Annotated in this window: 23 protein-coding genes; 20 read left to right on the forward strand and 3 right to left on the reverse strand. The window is 57.0% G+C overall.

Features of this window, described 5'->3' with window-relative positions; genetic code table 11:
- Positions 1-25 precede the first annotated feature (25 nt).
- Positions 26-1,315 carry a capsule biosynthesis protein gene (locus G560_RS0102535; RefSeq protein WP_022702744.1) on the reverse strand — a complete coding sequence of 430 codons (1,290 nt, stop codon included), beginning with the start codon at positions 1,313-1,315 and terminating at the stop codon, positions 26-28.
- Positions 1,316-1,491: 176 nt separating this feature from the next.
- On the opposite strand from G560_RS0102535, the gene G560_RS0102540 reads away from it, so the two are divergent.
- From G560_RS0102540 to G560_RS0102585, 10 genes are all read left to right on the forward strand, one after another.
- On the forward strand, positions 1,492-2,094 hold the full coding sequence (locus G560_RS0102540; protein ID WP_028913636.1) for a riboflavin synthase: 603 nt from the start codon (positions 1,492-1,494) through the stop codon (positions 2,092-2,094).
- A gap of 2 nt (positions 2,095-2,096) precedes the next feature.
- Positions 2,097-2,642: a hypothetical protein gene (locus G560_RS0102545; protein WP_050525196.1), complete on the forward strand. Its 546-nt coding sequence runs from the start codon at positions 2,097-2,099 to the stop codon at positions 2,640-2,642.
- Between the two features lie 170 nt (positions 2,643-2,812).
- Positions 2,813-3,760 (forward strand): phosphate/phosphite/phosphonate ABC transporter substrate-binding protein, encoded by a 948-nt coding sequence (gene phnD, locus G560_RS0102550; protein WP_022702747.1) that lies wholly within the window; start codon positions 2,813-2,815, stop codon positions 3,758-3,760.
- A gap of 68 nt (positions 3,761-3,828) precedes the next feature.
- Positions 3,829-4,650: a phosphonate ABC transporter ATP-binding protein gene (gene phnC / locus G560_RS0102555; RefSeq protein WP_022702748.1), complete on the forward strand. Its 822-nt coding sequence runs from the start codon at positions 3,829-3,831 to the stop codon at positions 4,648-4,650.
- Complete coding sequence (gene phnE / locus G560_RS0102560) at positions 4,647-5,447, forward strand: phosphonate ABC transporter, permease protein PhnE (protein WP_022702749.1); 801 nt, start codon at positions 4,647-4,649, stop codon at positions 5,445-5,447. The genes phnC and phnE (G560_RS0102560) overlap by 4 nt, the downstream gene beginning before the upstream one ends.
- On the forward strand, positions 5,444-6,250 hold the full coding sequence (gene phnE, locus G560_RS0102565) for a phosphonate ABC transporter, permease protein PhnE (RefSeq protein WP_022702750.1): 807 nt from the start codon (positions 5,444-5,446) through the stop codon (positions 6,248-6,250). Before phnE (G560_RS0102560) ends, phnE (G560_RS0102565) begins: the two co-directional genes overlap by 4 nt.
- Before the next feature lie 76 nt (positions 6,251-6,326).
- Positions 6,327-7,427 carry a 3,4-dihydroxy-2-butanone-4-phosphate synthase gene (gene ribB, locus G560_RS0102570; protein WP_022702751.1) on the forward strand — a complete coding sequence of 367 codons (1,101 nt, stop codon included), beginning with the start codon at positions 6,327-6,329 and terminating at the stop codon, positions 7,425-7,427.
- 3 nt (positions 7,428-7,430) lie between these two features.
- Positions 7,431-7,952, forward strand: coding sequence for a 6,7-dimethyl-8-ribityllumazine synthase (locus G560_RS0102575; protein ID WP_022702752.1), 522 nt, complete (start codon positions 7,431-7,433; stop codon positions 7,950-7,952).
- The gene (gene nusB / locus G560_RS0102580) at positions 7,949-8,425 is read left to right on the forward strand and encodes a transcription antitermination factor NusB (RefSeq protein ID WP_022702753.1); all 477 of its coding nucleotides are present in this window, start codon (positions 7,949-7,951) and stop codon (positions 8,423-8,425) included. Before G560_RS0102575 ends, nusB begins: the two co-directional genes overlap by 4 nt.
- Positions 8,426-8,500: 75 nt before the next feature.
- A complete protein-coding gene (locus G560_RS0102585; RefSeq protein WP_022702754.1) occupies positions 8,501-8,803 on the forward strand; it encodes a hypothetical protein in 303 nt (100 codons plus the stop codon).
- A 601-nt stretch (positions 8,804-9,404) separates the two neighbouring features.
- On the opposite strand, the gene G560_RS0102590 is transcribed toward G560_RS0102585, so the two are convergent.
- Positions 9,405-9,977 (reverse strand): TetR/AcrR family transcriptional regulator, encoded by a 573-nt coding sequence (locus tag G560_RS0102590; protein ID WP_022702755.1) that lies wholly within the window; start codon positions 9,975-9,977, stop codon positions 9,405-9,407.
- A gap of 102 nt (positions 9,978-10,079) precedes the next feature.
- Between G560_RS0102590 and G560_RS0102595 the strand changes: the two genes are divergently transcribed.
- The gene (locus G560_RS0102595; protein ID WP_022702756.1) at positions 10,080-10,646 is read left to right on the forward strand and encodes a carboxymuconolactone decarboxylase family protein; all 567 of its coding nucleotides are present in this window, start codon (positions 10,080-10,082) and stop codon (positions 10,644-10,646) included.
- A 201-nt stretch (positions 10,647-10,847) separates the two neighbouring features.
- On the opposite strand, the gene tldD is transcribed toward G560_RS0102595, so the two are convergent.
- On the reverse strand, positions 10,848-12,269 hold the full coding sequence (gene tldD, locus G560_RS0102600; RefSeq protein ID WP_022702757.1) for a metalloprotease TldD: 1,422 nt from the start codon (positions 12,267-12,269) through the stop codon (positions 10,848-10,850).
- Between the two features lie 170 nt (positions 12,270-12,439).
- On the opposite strand from tldD, the gene coxB reads away from it, so the two are divergent.
- The 9 genes from coxB (at position 12,440) to G560_RS0102645 (ending at position 19,937) form a co-directional block, all read left to right on the forward strand.
- The gene (coxB, locus tag G560_RS0102605; protein WP_022702758.1) at positions 12,440-13,315 is read left to right on the forward strand and encodes a cytochrome c oxidase subunit II; all 876 of its coding nucleotides are present in this window, start codon (positions 12,440-12,442) and stop codon (positions 13,313-13,315) included.
- Between the two features lie 56 nt (positions 13,316-13,371).
- Complete coding sequence (cyoE, locus tag G560_RS0102610) at positions 13,372-14,304, forward strand: heme o synthase (RefSeq protein WP_022702759.1); 933 nt, start codon at positions 13,372-13,374, stop codon at positions 14,302-14,304.
- Position 14,305: 1 nt separating this feature from the next.
- Positions 14,306-14,515, forward strand: coding sequence for a hypothetical protein (locus tag G560_RS0102615; protein ID WP_028913638.1), 210 nt, complete (start codon positions 14,306-14,308; stop codon positions 14,513-14,515).
- The gene (locus G560_RS0102620) at positions 14,512-15,084 is read left to right on the forward strand and encodes a cytochrome c oxidase assembly protein (RefSeq protein ID WP_022702761.1); all 573 of its coding nucleotides are present in this window, start codon (positions 14,512-14,514) and stop codon (positions 15,082-15,084) included. Before G560_RS0102615 ends, G560_RS0102620 begins: the two co-directional genes overlap by 4 nt.
- Positions 15,085-15,136: 52 nt before the next feature.
- Positions 15,137-15,937, forward strand: coding sequence for a cytochrome c oxidase subunit 3 (locus tag G560_RS0102625; protein ID WP_022702762.1), 801 nt, complete (start codon positions 15,137-15,139; stop codon positions 15,935-15,937).
- A gap of 92 nt (positions 15,938-16,029) precedes the next feature.
- Positions 16,030-16,698: an SURF1 family protein gene (locus G560_RS0102630; RefSeq protein ID WP_028913639.1), complete on the forward strand. Its 669-nt coding sequence runs from the start codon at positions 16,030-16,032 to the stop codon at positions 16,696-16,698.
- Positions 16,699-16,711: 13 nt separating this feature from the next.
- On the forward strand, positions 16,712-18,097 hold the full coding sequence (gene thrC, locus G560_RS0102635) for a threonine synthase (protein ID WP_028913640.1): 1,386 nt from the start codon (positions 16,712-16,714) through the stop codon (positions 18,095-18,097).
- On the forward strand, positions 18,094-19,353 hold the full coding sequence (locus G560_RS0102640) for a M16 family metallopeptidase (protein WP_022702765.1): 1,260 nt from the start codon (positions 18,094-18,096) through the stop codon (positions 19,351-19,353). The genes thrC and G560_RS0102640 overlap by 4 nt, the downstream gene beginning before the upstream one ends.
- Complete coding sequence (locus G560_RS0102645; RefSeq protein WP_022702766.1) at positions 19,353-19,937, forward strand: GNAT family N-acetyltransferase; 585 nt, start codon at positions 19,353-19,355, stop codon at positions 19,935-19,937. Before G560_RS0102640 ends, G560_RS0102645 begins: the two co-directional genes overlap by 1 nt.
- The last annotated feature ends 12 nt before the right edge of the window (positions 19,938-19,949 follow it).

The raw sequence follows: 19,949 nt of genomic DNA on the forward strand, positions 1-19,949 counted from the left end.
AAAATTCCAGCTTTCCGGACCTTTATCAGTTTACGACGCGCAACTGTTGCCGTGGTGCCGCGCTTCCTTTGGTTAGGGCGTCGTAGGGATCGTCGGGTAAAAGCATCATATCTACTACCTGTCGTAGGAGCTCGCGTCTGCCACGCGAGGAGTAGAAGCCGCCGGGCACTTGGCTGGTTTCCAGCAGGTAGTGCCGATAATCGCGGTAAGCGCGGCTGTCAGGGCGGGTAGGATGCGAAAAAAACGCGTCGAGTGGCTGAGAAGACACAAATTCCGGCTTGGCATAGACTGCGGCGCCGAACACTTTTAGCGGCAAGCCGCGCCACAGAACCTGCTGGGCAGCGGTCGAGTTCACGGTCACGGCAGACCGCGCGTGGTTCAAAAGGGCGGCCAATTTGCCCCCCCGCACGAAATGCACGCGGCCTGTTACGCCATGCAATTTCGCCAGACGCTGGATTTCACGGGCTACGGGAACACGACCATCTTCCAGCGGGTGCGCCTTGAACACGAGGTGGTGATGGGGCGCGGCACCTTTGGCAAAACCGTCCATCACAAGTGCCAGAAATTCGGTCATTGTGGAAAAGGGCGAGTGCATTTGAAAGCTGCTGTCATGTTCTAGTTGCAAAAGCACAAGATGGTAGGGAAAACCACCATGTTTGATGCGAAAGCTGGCCAGCATCCGTTCCCAGCGGTGAAAGGGGAGCAGAAGCAGGCGTTTGCAATAGAGCATGAACTCTTGCCCCACGGTCAGCGCGCGGTGGGGGCGATAGGTGCGGTAATCCCAAAAGCCGGTCATCACGAACCAATGGTAAAGCGCGCCCCATGTCATGTGCTGGCGCATGTCGCCCCATCGGGCCGGGGCATCGGGCAGATCCATATCACAATGGGCAAGGTCGGTTTGCATTTGGGCCAGTGTCAGGTCCATCAGGCGCGAGTTGCCATTGGACCCGCCGCGTTCATACGTCACCCAATGCGGGCGCATGTAACCCTCTTCAAACACATGCACACAAATGCCTGCTTTTTTGGCGATATGGACCGCATAGGCATGGATCGGGCGCGTATCGCCATAAAGCACGATATCCGTGATCTGCATTGTGTCGATCAAGGCGGAAAAGGTGGCGGGCCATTCCTCGGCGGTGCCTTTGTAGGGGATGTAATTGGCCGGATTGGGCCAAAACGCACGGTCGCCGCGGTTAAAGCCTACACGCCAGACCTGCGCGCCCGATTGCCCCAACATTGCGCCCAATTGCCCAAAGAACGGGCCATGCGGGCCTTGCAGCAATAAAAACCGACGATTTTCACCAGATACGCGCATCACAACCCTTTTTGGCCTTTGCAGTGCATTTTGCGCCTTTGGTAAAGGGGAAATCATCTGCTAGGTTTCTTATGACGCTAAAGGCTGGCTAAAATATGGCAGTGTGCCGATGCTGGTCGCTTGCAAGGCGCGTGCGGCGCGGCTAGGCCTTTGGCGACCAAAAAAGGGGAATGCGCATGTTTACGGGTATCGTTACAGACATTGGCCGCGTGTTGGAGTTGGAGCAAAAGGGCGATTTGCGGGCCCGTATAGGCACCAGCTATGATGTTGCGGGCATAGACATTGGGGCGTCGATTGCCTGTGACGGGGTGTGTTTGACGGTTATCGCCTTGGGTGCGGCGCCGCAAAACTGGTTTGACGTACAAATCAGCGCGGAATCGGTCAGTAAGACCAATATCAGTCGCTGGGCTTTGGGCAAACGGCTTAACCTTGAACGGGCGTTGAAGGTGGGTGATGAATTGGGCGGGCATATTGTGTCAGGCCATGTCGATGGGCTGGCCGAGGTGGTGGGTCTGCGCCGCGAAGGCGACAGCACACGCGTGACCTTTCGCGCACCGCATGCTTTGGCGGGTTTTATAGCCCCCAAGGGGTCGGTTGCGCTGAACGGCACATCGCTGACGGTGAATGAGGTGGACGGGACTGATTTTGGGATCAATTTCATTCCCCATACCCAAGTCGCGACCACTTGGGGTGAGGTGGCGCTGGGCGACCGTGTGAATTTGGAAATTGATACAATGGCCCGCTATGTGGCGCGGTTGCGCGATTGGTCGCGGGAATAACAATGATGATTGGGCATAATAACGGCCCGACGATGGACGCTGGGGGCGCTTGGCGGACCCATTGCTGGGGCGCTGCCCGCAAGGCGCTGTTGCCACATCTGCCGATTGAGGTGCTGCGGGGGCGGTTGAAACGGGCGGGTGAATTGGGGCTGGATTACCGCACCTATGCCGGCATTCGGGCCACAACGGGGCGCGATATCGTGGCGGTTTTGTTTTCGTCCAACGCTTTGGAATTGCGCAAAGGGCAGTTGGAATTTGCCGCTAAGAAAATCGAAAAGCTTATGCAAACAGAGGCTTGGCGCCAAGGACTTGCCACGCAACCTTTGCAACCTTGTGACATGCTGCGCGCCGCACCTTTGGACGGCGCAAGCGCAGCGCCAGCGGCTTTCGCGCCGTTTCGCGTTCAAAGGCTCGCGTTACAGCAAGCGCTGAGCGGTTTTGCCAGTGATGAGACGATTCTTGTCGGCGCGTATGGTGCCGAGGCCGAGTGGTGCGCCACGGCTCGCTTGGCCGGATACGTGCCCACACAGGTGTTTTTCGCTGAATAGTCGCGCGCAGATTTCTGCGTTTGTTTAAAATTCAATCAGTTAGTCAAAGCAGTTGACGGGGTGGTCTTTTATCGCCCAGTCTTAAACTTGTTATAAACCTGTCGCAAAAAAAATGACGTGACCGACATAGGGAAAAAACTGTGTCCGACAGAAACAAGGGAGAAGACATTATGAAACATTTTATGCTTTCGGCTGCGGCCGTGGTTTTGTGTGCCACTGCGGCGCAGGCGGAGTTTACGCTCGACAGCCGCTATACCGATGCAGACGGCGATATGATTGCCGATATTCCAACCGATCCGGCGCAGTTGGTCGACCCTGACACCCTGATTTTTGCCTATACCCCTGTCGAAGATCCGGCGGTTTATGCGACCGCTTGGTCCGATTTCCTGACCCATATGGAAAAGGAAACCGGCAAAAAGGTGCAGTTTTTCCCAGTTGGTAACAACGCCGCCCAGATTGAAGCAATGCGTGCGGGCCGTCTGCATATCGCGGGCTTTAACACAGGCTCCAACCCCTTGGCCGTGGCGTGTGCGGGCTTTCGCCCCTTTACGATCATGGCCGCCAAGGATGGTAGCTTTGGCTATGAGATGGAGATTATCACCTATCCTGGTTCGGGGATTGACGATGTCGCAGGCATCAAGGGCCGCAAAATGGCCTTTACGTCCGAGACATCCAACTCAGGCTTCAAGGCCCCTTCGGCACTGCTGAAGGCGGAATTTGGCATGGTTGCAGGTACGGATTTTGAGCCTGTGTTTTCGGGCAAGCACGACAATTCGATTCTTGGTGTGGCGAACAAAGACTATGACGCCGCAGCAATCGCCAATTCGGTGAAAACCCGAATGATTGACCGCGATGTGGTTAAGGCCGATCAGTTCAAGGTGCTGTATACCTCGCAAACTTTTCCGACCACAGGGTTTGGCACGGCCTATAACCTGACGCCGGAATTGCAGGAAAAGATCAAGAATGCGTTCTACAATTTCGATTGGGAAGGCACGACCTTGCAGACCGAGTTTTCCAAATCGGGTGAGGAATCATTTATTCCGATCACGTTTAAGGACAACTGGGCCGTCATCCGCCAGATTGATGAGGCGAACGGCGTTTCCTACGCTTGCCAGTAAGCATCTGAAAACACACTGAAACCGGGGCCAATCTTTGGCCCCGGATACCCTTATTGTGCGGAGATGCCATGTTAAGCGTCGAACATTTGACCAAAACCTACAAGACCGGCGACAAAGCGTTGTCGGACGTGTCCTTTACCGTGGAAAAGGGTCAGGTTGTCGGGCTGATCGGGCCATCGGGGGCGGGGAAATCGTCGCTTATCCGTTGTGTGAACCGGCTGGTGGAACCTACATCAGGCGCGATCAAACTGAACGGCACTAATTTGGTTGGTCTGGGGGCAGGGGATCTGCGCCGCGCACGCCGCCGCATTGGAATGATTTTTCAGGAATACGCGCTTGTTGAACGGCTGACGGTTATGGAAAACGTGCTGTCGGGACGGCTGGGTTATGTGTCGTTTTGGCAAAGTTTTTCAAGACGTTATCCTGCCACCGATGTGGAACGTGCTTACCGCTTGCTGGACCGCGTTGGTCTTATTGACCACGCAGACAAGCGCGCCGATGCGCTGTCGGGTGGGCAGCGTCAGCGTGTGGGGATTGCGCGCGCGTTAAGCCAAGAACCCGAGCTTTTGTTGGTCGATGAACCGACCGCCAGCCTTGACCCCAAAACCAGCCGCCAGATCATGCGCCTTTTGATCGAGATTTGCCAAGAACGCGATTTGCCCGCGATTGTGAACATCCATGACGTGCCACTGGCCCAGCAATTTATGCAGCGGATCATTGGGTTGCGCGCTGGGGCCGTGGTGTTTGACGGCACCCCCGACCAGTTGACCGAAGACGTGCTGACCACGATTTACGGTGCCGAAGATTGGACCGCGATGCGCACAGGTGCCGCAGAAGACGAACAGGCCGAACGTGACGCCGCGCGCGAAATGGCAAGGCTTGGCGCATGACCAGCTATCCGACCACATGGAAGCGCCCGCCGCAGATTTTCAAGCACCGAGGCTGGCGCATTGGCTTGCAAATTGCCGTACTGGCCTGGTTTGTACTGGCAATTGGCAGCATTGACGCCAATTGGGAACGCATCATTGCGGGCGGCGAGCGCGGCCTACGCTTTGTTCAAGGGTTCTTGCAACCGGACTTCACCTCGCGTTGGTCGGATATTCGCGGCGGGCTGATCGAAAGCCTGACGATGACGTTTACATCCACCATCGTCGGTATCGCCATTTCCATTCCTATCGGCATCGGGGCCGCCCGCAACCTTGCGCCCCGCCCCGTTTATTACGTTTGCCGGTCCATCATCGCCGTCAGCCGTGCGCTGCAAGAGGTGATTGTGGCGATCTTCTTTGTCGCCATGTTCGGCTTTGGTCCCTTTGCAGGCTTTCTGACGCTGACCTTTGCGACCATCGGCTTTATCGCCAAACTATTGGCCGAAGATATTGAAGGCATTGATGAATCCCAAGCCGAAGCCGTGCGGGCCACAGGCGCAAGCTGGTTGCAATTGATCAATTACGCCGTGCAGCCGCAGGTCATGCCACGCTTGATTGGCCTGTCGCTTTATCGGTTCGACATCAACTTTCGGGAAAGTGCTGTAATCGGGATTGTGGGTGCGGGCGGCATTGGTGCCACGCTGAACACCGCGATTGACCGTTATGAATATGACAGTGCAGGCGCGATTTTGCTGATCATTATCGGCATCGTTCTGATCGCTGAATATGGCTCCTCTTATCTGCGGAAGTTTTTGCAATGACGGGTGATTTTCCGAAAGAGTGGCAGTACCGTACACCGAAAACCAAGCTGCTGATCTGGGCTTTTTGGCTGTGTATGGTGGCTGGATTTGTCTATTGCTGGCAGGTGATGACCGAAGGCACGATTTGGTATTTCGTGCAGGATGCGCCGCGCCAAGCCGCCGATATTGGCGGGCGGATGTGGCCGCCAAAGCTGTCTTATGTGCCGGAATTGATGATCCCGCTGTGGGATACGCTGAATATGGCCACGCTAGGCACCATGCTGGGTGTCATTCTGGCGGTGCCTGTCGCGTTTATGGCCGCGCGCAACACCACGCCTTCTGCGACATTCCTGCGCCCGCTTGCGCTGTTCATCATCGTGGCGTCCCGGTCGATCAATTCGTTGATCTGGGCACTTTTGCTGGTCGCCATCCTTGGGCCGGGCATTTTGGCGGGCATTATCGCGATTGGCCTGCGGTCGATCGGCTTTGTCGGCAAGCTGCTGTATGAGGCGATTGAAGAAACCGATGTCACGCAAATTGAGGCGATCCGCGCCACGGGGGCAAGCCCTGCACAGGTGCTGAACTATGCCATCGTCCCGCAAATTATGCCGGCATTCTGGGGCATTACGGTGTTTCGCTGGGATATCAATATCCGTGAAAGCGCGATCTTGGGCTTGGTCGGTGCGGGCGGTTTGGGGCTAAAGCTGCAAGCGTCCCTCAATGTCTTGTCCTGGCCACAGGTCACCACGATCTTGCTTTTGATCCTGATAACGGTGGTTATTTCAGAATGGGTTTCGGCACGGGTTCGCGCCGCGCTCATCTAACGGGTCGCTGTCGCGGCCTCTGGCATTCATCTGCAAGGCGCGGTATGGGCTGGGCAAGCAAGCACGAGGCCAAGAGATGACCGATACCGAATATTCCAAAGACATATCTTCGATTGAGGAGATTATCGCGGATGCGCGCGCAGGCCGCATGTTTATTCTGGTCGATCACGAAGACCGCGAGAATGAGGGCGATCTGGTGATCCCCGCGCAGAAATGCACTCCTGCTGCGGTGAATTTTATGGCGACCCACGGGCGTGGCCTGATTTGCCTGACATTGACCGAGGCGCGCATCGACGCGCTCGGTTTGACCTTGATGAGCCCCAAAAACTCCAGCCGCCATGAAACCGCCTTTACCACCTCGATCGAGGCGCGCGATGGTGTGTCCACAGGCATTTCGGCTGCTGACCGCGCGCTGACTGTGGCCGTGGCGATTGATCCTGCCAAGGGTCCGCAAGATATAGCTACACCTGGCCATGTGTTCCCCCTGCGCGCCCGCAATGGTGGCGTTTTGGTGCGGGCAGGACATACCGAGGCGGCGGTGGACGTGTCGCGCCTTGCAGGCCTCGACCCGTCGGGTGTGATTTGCGAGATTATGAACGATGATGGCACGATGGCGCGTTTGCCAGACCTTATCGGTTTCGCCAAAAAGCATCAGATGAAAATCGGCACGATTTCCGATTTGATCGCCTATCGCCGCCGCAATGACAACCTTGTGCGCGTCAGTTCCGAGGCGACCGTGACATCTGAATTTGGTGGCGATTGGGTCATGCGGGTTTACACCGATGATACCGAAGGCGCCGAGCATGTGGTGCTGATCAAAGGCGATCTGTCGACGACTGGTCCGGTTTTGGTGCGGATGCATACGATGGACCCACTTTTGGATGTTGTGGGCCTTGGTCCCGTTGGCCGGACGGGCGAATTTGGCGATGCCATGCGCCTTATCGCGGCCGAGGGGCGCGGTGTGTTGGTGCTTTTGCGTGATCTCCATTCCAAGATGGTTTCGGATACCGAGGCCAGCCCGCAAACCTTGCGGCAATACGGCTTGGGCGCACAAATTCTGTCAAGTCTTGGGATCAAGGACTTGGTTTTGTTGACCAACTCCCCCCGTCCGAAGGTCGTTGGCCTTGATGCTTACGGTCTGACCATCACTGGCACCCGTGCCATTCCGAAAGGGTAAAATATGGCCAGTTTAGAGTCACACTACACCTTGCCACTGCCAGAGTTTGACAAGCCGGTAAAGCTGTTGATCGTGGTCGCCCCTTATTACCGCGCCATTGCCGATCAGATGATCGCAGGGGCCACCGCCACCGCCGAGGCGTGCGGCGCGAGTTTTGAAATTGTCGAGGTTCCAGGCGCTTTGGAAGTGCCGACCGCGATTGCGATGGCCGAACGTCAAAGTAATTTTGACGGTTATGTTGCCCTTGGCTGCATCATCCGCGGTGAAACCACGCATTACGATACGGTCTGCAATGACAGCAGCCGCGCCTTGTCCTTGATGGGGCTGCAAGGGGCTTGCATCGGCAATGGCATTTTGACCGTTGAAAACATGGATCAGGCGCAAGTGCGTGCCAATCCTGCTGCCCAGAACAAAGGTGGCGGTGCCGCTGCCGCCGCCCTTCATCTGATCGCCTTGTCGCGCCGCTGGTCCAGCGCCCGCAAAGGCATCGGTTTTCGCCCGCCCGAGGATAGCTTTCGCGCATGACCAAGCCTGACCCCAAAAAAGACCTGAAAAAGCAAATGAAATCCGCGGCGCGGCTTTATGCGGTACAGGCGCTGTTTCAAATGGAAAGCTCAGGCCAAACGGTAGAGGCCGTGCAGGCCGAGTTTGAAACCCATCGTTTTGGTGCCGTTTATGATGGCGACGAGATGGCCGAAGGGGACGCGACCCATTTTCGGGCCGTGCTGAACCATGCCGTGAACCGGCAGGCGCGGATCGACCAGATGACCGACCGTGCGTTGGCGGCGGCTTGGCCGATTGACCGGATCGATCCGGTTTTGCGCGCGCTTTTCCGCGCGGCGGGGGCTGAATTGGTGGAGATGGTGACGCCGCCCAAGGTGGTGATCAATGAATATGTGGACCTCGCCAAAGCCTTTTTTCCGGACGGCAAGGAACCGAAATTCGTGAACGCGGTTTTGGACCACATGGCGCGCGAGGCCAAGCCCGAGGCGTTTTAGGGTTGCGACAAAAAAACCGTGTCGTAAACTGTTCTTCGCGTGCTACGTTGGGTTGAATAGCATCTGGGGGCCGCCATGCCAAAACTGATCCGTCTTTATATTATCAATGTCGCCATTGGCTTTGCCTTGGCCCTCGCTTTTGTGTCGCTGATTGTCTGGCTGGATGTGGGTGGGTTGCGCCATCTTGTGACCGAAACGGAAATGGGCTGGCTTGCCTTTACGATGATGGTTGTTTTCAATGGCGTGGTCTTTGCTGGCGTTCAATTTGCCTATGCGGTGATGAGCCTGGCCGCGCCGGATGACGAACCGAAGGGCGGCAAAAAGCAAGGTGTTACGGCTGAACTGGCCCCTGTTCATGTGGGCGCCAAGCGGCGGTAAAGGTGGCGGGAACCGCAGCAGCCGTGTTTGCGTGAATTTCCCGAGAGCCTGAGTTTTCAGGTGGTCGCCAGGTACTTGGACCAGGATCCAAACAGAGCCAGCTCCCTCGGAGATGCTTATGGGCCACTGGAAATGTGCGACGCACGAACCGAGCAGAACCCGCCTTTCTGAAAGATAGGGCTTGAGGGGGGGTAAAGCAAGGCCCCCCGTGCTCGCAGAATGTCCGCGTGCGAACATTTGTGTAAGCATCTGATATTTATTGATACTCCGTTTTTTCTTAACCAAATTTTAACGTGGACAGGTGGCGATTTTCGTTCCCCTAGGCCGCGATCTGCTTTGTGATTGGGCGATGGGACCGGATTTGAGGTGCTGGGCGTCCGTCCGTCGCCGAGATTGCAAAACCCCTTCAACACCGGCTTTGGTTTGGCGACGTTTTTTTGGGCGCGGACCCTTCGGAGTTTTTTGCCTCTGCCTAGAAGGGAGGATTTGTGGCGCTGCGCCTTTTCAAAGCTGCCGTTCGTGGGTCTTGCATGAACGGTCTGGTTTGAGCCCAAAGTGCACAAAGCTGCCTGACGCAGGAACGACGGCTAAGCAGGTCGTGTCAAAGCTTAGTCAAACCGTCTGCTATCTCTGCTGCGATTGCCTTGGCGTCGACACCCTCGCGTTCGGCAGAGACCCTTAAACCCAAAAGATCAGACTGATACCTGCGGGCAAGCACCTTAGGATCATGCGAAACATCAATGTCGCCCGCGTATTGAGCCTGCTGAAATAGGTCTGCAAAATGTGCCTCCATCTTTAAAAGATGCAGATTCGCTTCGTGCGCTAAAGGGTGGTTGTGTGCGTGAAGTTCAAGAAGCGTCTTTGATAGCATGCAGGCCTTGGCGGGAGCGGCATCGTTCCCGACGACCATCTCCGGGAAACGCTGAAGGGCTTTGATCGGGCCGTGTTTTTCCGCCAACGTTTTCAGGCGTTCCCGCCCGTCAGTCGCATACTTTTCCATGGCCAGTGCAAACAGAGCATCTTTAGAGCCAAACGCAGCATAAAAGCTGCCCGGCTTCACCTGCAACACAGCTTCGAGGTCTTTCAGCGAAGTACCCGCCCATCCACGTTTCCAAAATAAATCGCGGGCGCGTTCGATCAGTTCATCTCGGTCATAATTCGGTTTGGGTGGCATTGGATCACCAGTTCTTGAATGAACATTCAATTATATACTTGAGTGATTGATCAAGAAAGCCTAAAAGACACATATTGCAGTTTAAAAAAAGGACGCACCGATATGAATTTCCCTTCGCATGATCTGGACACGGCTCCAGAAGCCTCCAAGCCGCTTTTGGAGACGTCGCAAAAAGCCTTTGGCCGTTTGCCCGGGTTGCACAAAGTTCTGGCGGAAAGCCCACAGGCGTACGAGGCATATCAACTTCTTCATAAACTCTTCACTGAAACAGACTTTGACGCCGACGAGCTAACTGTTGTGTGGCAAGCAATCAATGTTGAGCATTCATGCCATTACTGCGTACCGGCCCACACAGGCATCGCAAAGATGATGAAGGTTTCGGACGATATCACAGATGCCCTGCGCAACGAGACGCCGCTGCCAACGGCAAAGCTTGAGGCTCTGCGATCTTTCACAATCCAGATGGTGCGCGAGCGCGGAAACGCCGCTGATGCTCAGATCGAAACTTTCTTTGCTGCCGGTTACAGCCATCGCGCTGTGTTAGATGTCATCTTGGGCATCGCCCAGAAAACGATGTCCAATTATATTAACCATGTGGCGGTAACGCCAGTTGACGAAGTGTTCCACCCGTTGAAATGGGAGCGCAGCGCTTCACCTCTCGAAGTTTGAAACACTGAAGGCGCGCTTTTATGAAAAAGTGGAGCGTGCCTTCGTTCGTCGCAAGAGTTGAACCGGACATCCGAGTTAAGATTGCTATTGACCGCAAAGTCCGCCAAGCGGAAGGTCATGCACGTCGCCGCGAGCGGCCGCTCTGGGGTGTTTGGCGCGGCAGAAAAGCGGTTATTTTGGCACGGTCGGGGCTGCGGCGGCTTATGCCGCCGAGCCGCCCACCGTCAGCCCCCCGATTAGCAACGTAGGTTGCCCCACACCGACCGGCACCCATTGGCCTGCCTTGCCGCAATTGCCGATGCCGGGGTCCATGGCCATGTCGTTGCCGATGGCGCGGATGTGTTGCAGGGCGGTGGCCCCGTCACCGATCAGGGTAGCACCTTTGACTGGGGCGCCGATTTTGCCGTTTTGGACGCGGTAGGCCTCGGTGCAGGAAAACACGAATTTGCCGTTAGTGATGTCGACTTGGCCGCCGCCAAAGCCTACGGCATAGATACCGTCTTTGAGGGACGCCACGATTTCTTGCGGGTCGGTGTTGCCGCCCAGCATATAGGTGTTGGTCATACGGGGCATGGGGATATGCGCGTGGCTTTCGCGGCGGCCGTTGCCGGTGGGGGCGACACCCATCAGGCGCGCATTCTGGCGGTCTTGCATGTAGCGGACGAGTTTTCCGTCTTCGATCAGTACGTTGCGTTGGGAAGGGGTGCCTTCGTCATCGAAGCTGATCGATCCGCGCCGGTCGGGCATGGTGCCATCATCCAGCACGGTGACGCCTTTGGCCGCGATTTGTTGGCCCATAAGACCCGCGAACGCCGATGTTTTCTTGCGGTTGAAATCGCCTTCCAACCCGTGACCAATCGCCTCATGCAGCAAAATGCCTGGCCAGCCTGCACCAAGAACGACATCCATCATGCCTGCGGGGGCAGGGACGGCATCAAGGTTAACAAGGGCGATGCGCAGAGCCTCACGCGCAAGGCCTTGCCAATGGGCGGGGTCCATCAGTCGGGCAAGACCGTAGCGGCCACCGCCGCCCATGCCGCCTTGTTCGCGGCGGCCGTTCTGTTCGATGATGACCGAGATGTTCAACCGCGCCATGGGGCGGATGTCGGACAGGCGCAGCCCTTCGGGGCGCAAAATTTCCACCTCTTGCAGGCCTGCGGCGATGGTGGCGCTGACTTGCACGATGCGCGGATCAAGCGCGCGGGTATAGGCATCAATTTCGCGCAGAAGGTCGATTTTGCCTGCAAATGTGGCATCTGCCATTGGGTCGGCATCGGTGTAGAGTTTCTGGTTGGTGCCTTTGGGGGCATCGGCCAAGGTGCCGCCGCCTGCGCCCACGGCAAGGCGGGTAGTGTCCATCGCGCGTTTGAGGGCGGATTCGGAAATTTCGGTCGAATGGGCATAACCTGCCACCTCGCCGCGCACGGCGCGCAGGCCAAACCCTTCGGAGGCGTCATAGCTGGCGGTTTTGACGCGGCCATCATCCAAAACGATGGCTTCGGAGCGTTTTCGTTCCAAAAACAGCTCTCCGTCATCGGCGCCATGTGTGGCCTGGCGCAGCAAATCAAGGGCGCGTTGTTCGTCGAGATGCGAGTCAAACGGGCGGAACGGGGCATCGGTCATGTAAAAGTCCTTGATTTACATCAAACGGCGTCGGTTTGCCGCAATGGTTTCTCTTGTCGTTACGGTCTTAATATGGTTTCACCAAGAGTAGAAACAACGGGATTCTGCCCAAGAGTCGGGCAAACCTAAAATGCAGGCTGAAAGAGCCGCGTAACGAACGGGATTTGCACATGCGCATGAAGACGGGTTTTTTCGGTATCACCGCAGGTTTTGGAACAGTGATGGGGGCCGGTTTGGCCCTTGCGCAAGACGCGGCCTCGGGGCGGCCTGTGGACGGGGCGACCGGATTTCAGGTGGCAGCAACGGAATTGGCGCGTGACATCCATTGGCTGGATCAGTTTATTCTGGTGATCATCACTGCGATCACCGTGTTTGTAACGGGGTTGCTGCTGTATGTTTTGTGGCGCTTTAACGAAAAGCGTAACAAGGTGCCTGCGACATTCACCCATAACAGCCCGCTGGAGGTCGCTTGGACGATTGTGCCGATCGTAATCTTGGTGTTCATAGGCGCGTTTTCTTTGCCGGTTTTGTTTAAGCAGTTGGAAATTCCCGAAGCGGATATCACTATTAAGGTGACTGGCAACCAGTGGTACTGGAGCTATGAATACCCTGATGAGGGTGTGGCGTTTGATAGTTTTCTGATCGGCGATGGCAAGGTTATGAATGCCGAGGTTGAGGCCGAGCTGGTTGATGCCGGTTACACCAAGGAAGATTTCTTGTTGGCGACGGATACGGCGATGGTGATCCCTGTCGGCAAGGTGATTGTTGTGCAGCTGTCGGCGGCGGATGTTATTCATGCCTGGATGGTGCCCGCGTTTGGGGTGCAGAAATCGGCAGTTCCCGGTCGTTTGAACACGTTGTGGTTCAAGGCCGAGGTTGAAGGCACATTCTTTGGCCAGTGCACCACGCTGTGCGGCAAGGACCATGCCTATATGCCGATCACCGTGAAGGTGGTTTCGCAAGAAGCCTATGATACGTGGTTGGCGGGTGAAAAGACTGCTGCTTTGATTGGTGCGGCCCCTGTTCAAGTGGCGGCGGCGGACTAATTTTTTAGGTGGGGACCGTAATTGGCCCCTGCCGTTCTGGCTTGGGAAGACATGTGATGAGCGACACGGATACTATCGGGCAAGCAGGTGAGGCGGGGTTCGGCGATTACGTCGCCCTGTTGAAGCCGCGTGTCATGTCGCTGGTGGTGTTTACAGCGCTGGTCGGCGTTTTGGTGGCGCCCGGGGCTGTGCATCCGTTTATTGCCATGACGTCGATTTTGTTCATTGCGCTGGGGGCTGGGGCCTCGGGGGCGCTGAACATGTGGTGGGATGCCGATATTGACGTGATCATGAAGCGGACCGCCAAGCGGCCCATCCCTGCTGGGCGTGTGCAGCCCGGTGAGGCGCTGGGGTTTGGTGCGGCGCTGTCTGGAATTTCGGTTGTGATGCTGGCGCTGACGGCAAATATGCTGGCGGCGGCCTTGCTGGCGTTTACGATCTTTTTCTATGCCGTGGTCTATTCGATGTGGCTTAAACGGTCGACACCGCAGAATATCGTGATTGGCGGGGCGGCAGGTGCGTTCCCCCCGATGATCGGTTGGGTTGCGATGACCGGCAGCGTTTCGATTGAAGCGGTGCTGATGTTCATGCTGATTTTCATGTGGACGCCGCCGCATTTCTGGGCGTTGGCCTTGTTCATGAACGAGGATTACAGCAAGGCCGGTGTGCCGATGCTGACCGTGACGCACGGCAAGAAGGTGACGCGGAACCACATTTTGGTCTATACGATCGCCTTGGTGCCGTTCGCGCTGGCGGCTGGGTTTACGTCGATTGGCGGGCCGCTGTATCTGACGGTTTCCGTAGTGTTGAACGCAGGGTTTCTGTGGGGCGCGTGGAAGATTTGGCGGCGCGATGAAGTGCAGGCCGAGGCGGATAAATACGCGGTTGAGCGGCAGGTTTTCAAATTCTCGCTGCTATATCTGTTCTTGCATTTTGGGGCGTTTTTGGCCGAGGCCGCGCTGAAACCTTATGGGCTTGGGGGCTGGTAACATGGCGTTTGACGTAGAACATGAGCTGCACAAGCGCCGTTTGGGCCGCAATGTGGGCCTTGGCGCTGTGCTGGTGGCATTTATCGCCTTGGTGTTTGGGCTGACGGTGGTCAAAGTGACCGATGTGGGCCAGATGCAGGGGTTTGACCACGTGCTACGGCCAGAATTGGTTCCATTAGACGCGCAAACAACCGTGGGGACAAAACCATGACTCCGATTCAGAAAACCGCAGCTCAGCTTTGCTTTGTGGCGGCAACGATGGCCTCTTTGTCTTTTGCGGCAGTGCCGTTTTATGACTGGTTTTGCCGCGTAACCGGCTTTGGCGGAACTACGCAAGTTGCCGCAACCGCGCCCGACCAAATTTTGGACCGCACCATGAAAATCCGGTTCGATGCATCGTTGGAACGCGGGATGCCGTGGAAATTCACGCCGATGCAAAACACGATGGACGTGCGGATCGGCGAGACCGGCCTTGCGTTTTACGAGGCCTATAACCCGACCGACCAACCGATTGCAGGCACTGCCAGCTATAACGTTACGCCTGACAGCGCTGGTGGATATTTTACCAAGATCGCCTGTTTCTGCTTTACCATGCAAGTGCTGCAGCCAGGTGAGCGGATCCAGATGCCTGTTACGTTTTTCGTCGATCCAGACATTATTAACGACCGCGAAGGCAAGTATGTGCGTGAAATCACGCTGTCGTATACCTTTCACGTGACCGATATTCCGGCAGGCGAGCAAGCAGCGCTTGCCCCAGCCACACCCAAGACACTAAACTAAGAAAGCTGCCAAGCGCAAAGCGCGGTATACCAAAAACGAGGGAACGACCACCATGGCCCACGCCAAGAACCACGATTATCATATTCTACCGCCATCCGTCTGGCCGTTCATGGCTGCTGTTGGGGCGTTTATCATGCTGTTTGGCGCGGTGCTGTGGATGCACGGTTCCGGACCCTGGATGGGCCTGATCGGCCTTGCGATGGTGCTGTATGTCATGTTCGCATGGTGGTCGGATGTGGTGCATGAAAGCATGGTTGGAGACCATACGCCGGTGGTGCAGATTGGCCTGCGGTACGGGTTCATCATGTTCATCATGTCCGAAGTCATGTTCTTTGCCGCATGGTTCTGGTCGTTTTTCAAACACGCGATGTACCCGATGGGGCCACTGTCGCCAGCGGTTGACGGTCCTTGGCCACCTGTTGGAATTGAGACGTTTGACCCGTGGCACCTGCCGCTGATCAACACTCTGATTTTGCTATGTTCCGGTGCAGCAGCAACTTGGGCGCACCACGCGCTGGTACATGAAAACAACCGCAAGGACATGAAGAACGGCCTGATTTTGGCGGTTGTCTTGGGCGCGTTCTTTACCTTGTTGCAGATCTATGAGTATAGCCACGCGGCATTCGGGTTTGCGGGCAATATCTATGGCGCAAACTTCTTTATGGCGACGGGGTTCCACGGGTTCCACGTGCTTATCGGTACGATCTTTTTGCTGATCTGTTTGGCGCGTGTCTATAAGGGCCACTTTACCCCGCAGCAGCATATCGGCTTTGAGGCGGCATCGTGGTACTGGCACTTTGTGGATGTTGTGTGGCTGTTCTTGTTTGCTTCAATCTATGTCTGGGGCCAATAATCTGATCCGACTTGGATGAAGGCAAAATGACACAGGGCGCGGGTCGAAAGGGCCGCGCCTTTGGTATTGGACGGGATGAAATGGGTTTGACGATGCGGCGGATGATTGTGCCTGTACTGTTTGGATTGTGCGGGATGGCTGTGCTGGTGTCGCTTGGGGTTTGGCAGTTGCAGCGGCTGGCGTGGAAAGAGTCGGTTCTGGCCGAGATTGACGCGCGGATCGGGTCAGCGCCTGTGGGATTGCCTGCCATGCCGGATGCAGAAGCGGACAAGTTTTTGCCTGTCGTGGTAGCGGGCCGCTTTACCGGCGATCAGTTGGATGTTTTGGTGAGCCGCAAGCAAATTGGCCCCGGCTTTCGGGTGATTGCCGTGCTGGAAACCGATGCAGGCCGCCGTGTGATGGTAGACCGCGGTTTTTTGACTGATGAGGCGCGGGGCCTGCCGCGGGATGTTGTGGTAGTCGAGGTGACGGGCAATCTGGTGTGGCCCGAAGAGGTGGACGGGTTTACACCCGCGCCGGATTTGGGGCGCGGCATGTGGTTTGCCCGTGATGTGCCCGCGATGGCCGAGGCATTGAACACCGAGCCTGTGCTGATTGTGGCGCGGTCGCTGACCGGAGATGGAATCGAGCCGATGCCGGTGGACAGTTCGGCGGTGCCGAATGATCATATGAACTATGCGATCACGTGGTTTTTGCTGGCCTTCGTCTGGGCGGGGATGACAGGCCTCTTGCTGTGGCGTATGAGGCGGAATGTTGAATAAGGGGGGCGTGACGATGCGCTATATCTCGACACGGGGTCAGGCCCCGGTTTTGAGCTTTTCCGAGGCGATGATGACGGGGCTAGCGCGCGATGGCGGCCTGTATGTGCCCGAATCCGTGCCGGTGATGACGCAGGCCGACATCGCGGCGCTGGCCGGATTGCCCTATGAAGAGGTGGCGTTTCGGGTGATGTGGCCGTTTTTGGGCGACACCTTTTCCAAGGATGAGTTTCGCGGGTTGATTGCCAAGGCCTATGCGGGGTTCGGCCATGCGGCGCGCGCGCCTTTGGTGCAGTTGGGGCCGAACCACTTTTTGCTGGAGCTGTTTCACGGGCCGACCTTGGCGTTCAAGGATTTTGCCATGCAGTTGATTGGCCAGATGATGCAGGCCGCCTTGGCCAAATCGGGTGAGCGGATCACGATTGTGGGCGCGACCAGCGGCGATACAGGGTCGGCCGCAATGGAGGCGTTTCGCGGGTTGTCGAATGTGGATCTGTTTATCCTGTATCCGCATGGCCGCGTGTCCGAGGTGCAGCGCCGCCAGATGACCACACCGGCTGAGGCAAATGTGCGGGCGATTGCGATGGACGGCGATTTTGATGATTGTCAGGCGCGCGTGAAGGATATGTTCAACGACTTGGCGTTCCGCGATGAGGTGCGGCTGGCAGGGGTGAACAGCATCAACTGGGCGAGGATTTTGTCGCAGGTGGTGTATTATTTCTCGTCCGCGGTGTCCTTGGGCGCGCCGCAGCGTGAGGTGAGTTTCACTGTGCCGACGGGTAATTTCGGTGACATTTTCGCAGGCTATATTGCGAGGGCGATGGGGTTGCCGATTGCGCAATTGGTGATCGCGACGAACCAGAACGACATTCTGGACCGCGCTTTGCGGTCGGGGGAATACCGGACGGATGGGGTAAAACCGTCGATCAGCCCGTCGATGGATATTCAGGTGTCGTCGAATTTCGAGCGGGTTTTGTTTGATGCCTATGGGCGTGATGGGGCGGCCGTTTCGGCGTTGATGGCTGAATTGCGCGGCGGTGGGTTCAATATCTCTCAAGGTGCGTTGGAGATGTTGCGTGATACTTTTGCGTCGGGTCGCTGTTCCGAGGCAGAGACACAGGCCACGATTCGCAGTGCGTTTGCAGATACGGGCGAAGTGTTGTGCCCGCATTCGGCTGTTGGCGTGAAGGTGGCCGAGGGGCATTTGGGCACGGTCCCGATGATCACGCTGGCCACCGCACATCCGGCGAAATTCCCCGATGCGGTTGAGGCGGCGATGGGCACCCGCCCCGGTTTGCCGGACCGTATGGCCGACTTGTTTGACCGCCCTGAGCGTGTGACGCGTATGCCCAATGATCTTGCCGCACTTCAAGCCCATATCCGCGAAGGGATTGCCAATTGACCAGCCGCCTGACGACCTTGCCAAACGGATTTCGCATTGTGACCGAGGCGATGCCCGGCCTTAAATCGGCCAGCGTCGGTATCTGGATCACGGCGGGCGGGCGGCATGAACGGGCCGAGCAGAACGGCATTGCGCATTTTCTGGAGCATATGGCGTTTAAAGGCACGGAAAAGCGCAGCAGCCTGCGAATTGCCGAGGAAATTGAGGATGTTGGTGGCTATATCAACGCCTATACATCCCGCGAGATGACCGCCTATTACGCGCGTGTGCTGCAAGATGACGTGGCGCTGGCGCTGGATGTGATTGGCGATATTGTGTTGAACCCCGTGTTCGACCCAAAGGAAATTGAGACCGAACGCCATGTGATTTTGCAAGAAATCGGGCAGGCCTTGGACACGCCCGATGACATCGTATTCGATTGGCTGCAAGAGGCGTGCTATCCTGACCAACCCTTTGGCCGCACGATTTTGGGGCCTGCGGAACGCGTGAGCAGCTTTAGCCGTGCCGATTTGACGGGATTTGTGGCGGAACATTACAGCCCTGACCGGATGATCCTGTCGGCGGCGGGGGCTGTGGACCATGATGCGATTGTGGCGCAGGCCGAAGCGCTGTTTGGCGACCGCCGCGCAGGCGTTGGTGGGTTGATCCAGCCTGCGCAATTCAAAGGCTCGGAACGCCGCGAGACGAAGACGCTGGAGCAGGTGCATTTCGCGCTGGCCTTTGACGCGCCGGGGTATCGGTCTGCCGATGTGTATATCGCGCAGATTTACGCGATGGCGTTGGGCGGCGGCATGTCGAGCCGATTGTTCCAGAAAATCCGTGAGGAACGCGGGCTGTGCTATACGATTTTCGCGCAATCGGGGGCCTATGAGGATGCAGGGCAGATCACGATTTATGCTGGCACATCCGAGGAAGAAATCGGCGATTTGACAGCGATCACGGTGGAAGAATTGAAGCGGGCCAGCGGCGATATGGCCGAGGCCGAAGTGGCGCGTGCGCGTGTGCAGCTAAAGGCGGGGATGCTGATGGGGCTGGAAAGCCCGTCGAGCCGTGCGGAACGCCTTGCGCGGCTGCTGGCGATTTGGGGCCGTGTGCCATCACCCGAAGAAGCTGTTGCCAAGATTGATGCCGTGACCACCGCCGATGTGCGCCGCTATGCCGGTGAAATGATCGGCGCCGATGTGGCGCTGGCGTTGTACGGTCCGGTCGCCCAAGCGCCGAGCCTTGAGGAGATCCGGCGCGGGCTTGTTGCCTGATGCTGGGCTTTCGCCGCAAGATCCGGATTGAAACCGAGCGGATGACGCTGCGCCTGCCCATGCATGGCGACTGGCATCCTTGGGCCGAGTTGCGCGAGGAAAGTGCCGCGTTTTTGACCCCTTGGGAACCTGTTTGGTCAGATGATCATTTGTCACGGCGGTCGTTCACCAACCGTGTTTATTGGGCCGCGCGGGCGCAGACCCAAGGGACGGCCTTGCCGATGTTGATGATCCGGCGGTCGGATGCACAGCTTTTGGGCGCGATCACGCTGGATAACGTGCGCCGTGGCCCTGCGCAGGCGGCAACTGTGGGCTATTGGATCGGCCAACCTTTTGCGCGGCATGGATATATGCGCGAGGCGATACAGGCCATGGTGCATCATGCCTTTACCCATCTGGACCTAAGTCGGGTCGAGGCGGCTTGTTTGCCGGAAAACACGGCATCGCGCGGGGTGCTGGAAAAGACGGGTTTCAAATACGAAGGTGTTGCGCAAAGCTATTTGCAAATCTCGGGGCGGTGGCGCAACCATGTGCTGTATGCCAATTTGCGCCATGACCGGCGGGGGCGCACGGCAGTCGGCTAGGCGCGTGACTTT

It is taken from the genome of Pseudorhodobacter ferrugineus DSM 5888 (assembly GCF_000420745.1).
Classification (GTDB): Bacteria; Pseudomonadota; Alphaproteobacteria; order Rhodobacterales; family Rhodobacteraceae; genus Pseudorhodobacter; species Pseudorhodobacter ferrugineus.

Excerpts from the sequence above, each read along its gene's own strand:
- cyoE (WP_022702759.1), top strand. The coding sequence starts at position 13,372 with ATGAGCGACACGGATACTATCGGGCAAGCAGGTGAGGCGGGGTTCGGC.
- phnE (WP_022702749.1), top strand. The coding sequence starts at position 4,647 with ATGACCAGCTATCCGACCACATGGAAGCGCCCGCCGCAGATTTTCAAG.
- phnE (WP_022702750.1), top strand. The coding sequence starts at position 5,444 with ATGACGGGTGATTTTCCGAAAGAGTGGCAGTACCGTACACCGAAAACC.
- coxB (WP_022702758.1), top strand. The coding sequence starts at position 12,440 with ATGCGCATGAAGACGGGTTTTTTCGGTATCACCGCAGGTTTTGGAACA.
- G560_RS0102625 (WP_022702762.1), top strand. The coding sequence starts at position 15,137 with ATGGCCCACGCCAAGAACCACGATTATCATATTCTACCGCCATCCGTC.
- G560_RS0102630 (WP_028913639.1), top strand. The coding sequence starts at position 16,030 with ATGCGGCGGATGATTGTGCCTGTACTGTTTGGATTGTGCGGGATGGCT.
- G560_RS0102575 (WP_022702752.1), top strand. The coding sequence starts at position 7,431 with ATGGCCAGTTTAGAGTCACACTACACCTTGCCACTGCCAGAGTTTGAC.
- G560_RS0102620 (WP_022702761.1), top strand. The coding sequence starts at position 14,512 with ATGACTCCGATTCAGAAAACCGCAGCTCAGCTTTGCTTTGTGGCGGCA.
- ribB (WP_022702751.1), top strand. The coding sequence starts at position 6,327 with ATGACCGATACCGAATATTCCAAAGACATATCTTCGATTGAGGAGATT.
- G560_RS0102590 (WP_022702755.1), bottom strand. The coding sequence starts at position 9,977 with ATGCCACCCAAACCGAATTATGACCGAGATGAACTGATCGAACGCGCC.
- thrC (WP_028913640.1), top strand. The coding sequence starts at position 16,712 with ATGCGCTATATCTCGACACGGGGTCAGGCCCCGGTTTTGAGCTTTTCC.
- G560_RS0102545 (WP_050525196.1), top strand. The coding sequence starts at position 2,097 with ATGATGATTGGGCATAATAACGGCCCGACGATGGACGCTGGGGGCGCT.
- G560_RS0102535 (WP_022702744.1), bottom strand. The coding sequence starts at position 1,315 with ATGCGCGTATCTGGTGAAAATCGTCGGTTTTTATTGCTGCAAGGCCCG.
- phnD (WP_022702747.1), top strand. The coding sequence starts at position 2,813 with ATGAAACATTTTATGCTTTCGGCTGCGGCCGTGGTTTTGTGTGCCACT.
- G560_RS0102585 (WP_022702754.1), top strand. The coding sequence starts at position 8,501 with ATGCCAAAACTGATCCGTCTTTATATTATCAATGTCGCCATTGGCTTT.
- G560_RS0102615 (WP_028913638.1), top strand. The coding sequence starts at position 14,306 with ATGGCGTTTGACGTAGAACATGAGCTGCACAAGCGCCGTTTGGGCCGC.
- G560_RS0102595 (WP_022702756.1), top strand. The coding sequence starts at position 10,080 with ATGAATTTCCCTTCGCATGATCTGGACACGGCTCCAGAAGCCTCCAAG.
- nusB (WP_022702753.1), top strand. The coding sequence starts at position 7,949 with ATGACCAAGCCTGACCCCAAAAAAGACCTGAAAAAGCAAATGAAATCC.
- tldD (WP_022702757.1), bottom strand. The coding sequence starts at position 12,269 with ATGACCGATGCCCCGTTCCGCCCGTTTGACTCGCATCTCGACGAACAA.
- phnC (WP_022702748.1), top strand. The coding sequence starts at position 3,829 with ATGTTAAGCGTCGAACATTTGACCAAAACCTACAAGACCGGCGACAAA.
- G560_RS0102540 (WP_028913636.1), top strand. The coding sequence starts at position 1,492 with ATGTTTACGGGTATCGTTACAGACATTGGCCGCGTGTTGGAGTTGGAG.
- G560_RS0102645 (WP_022702766.1), top strand. The coding sequence starts at position 19,353 with ATGCTGGGCTTTCGCCGCAAGATCCGGATTGAAACCGAGCGGATGACG.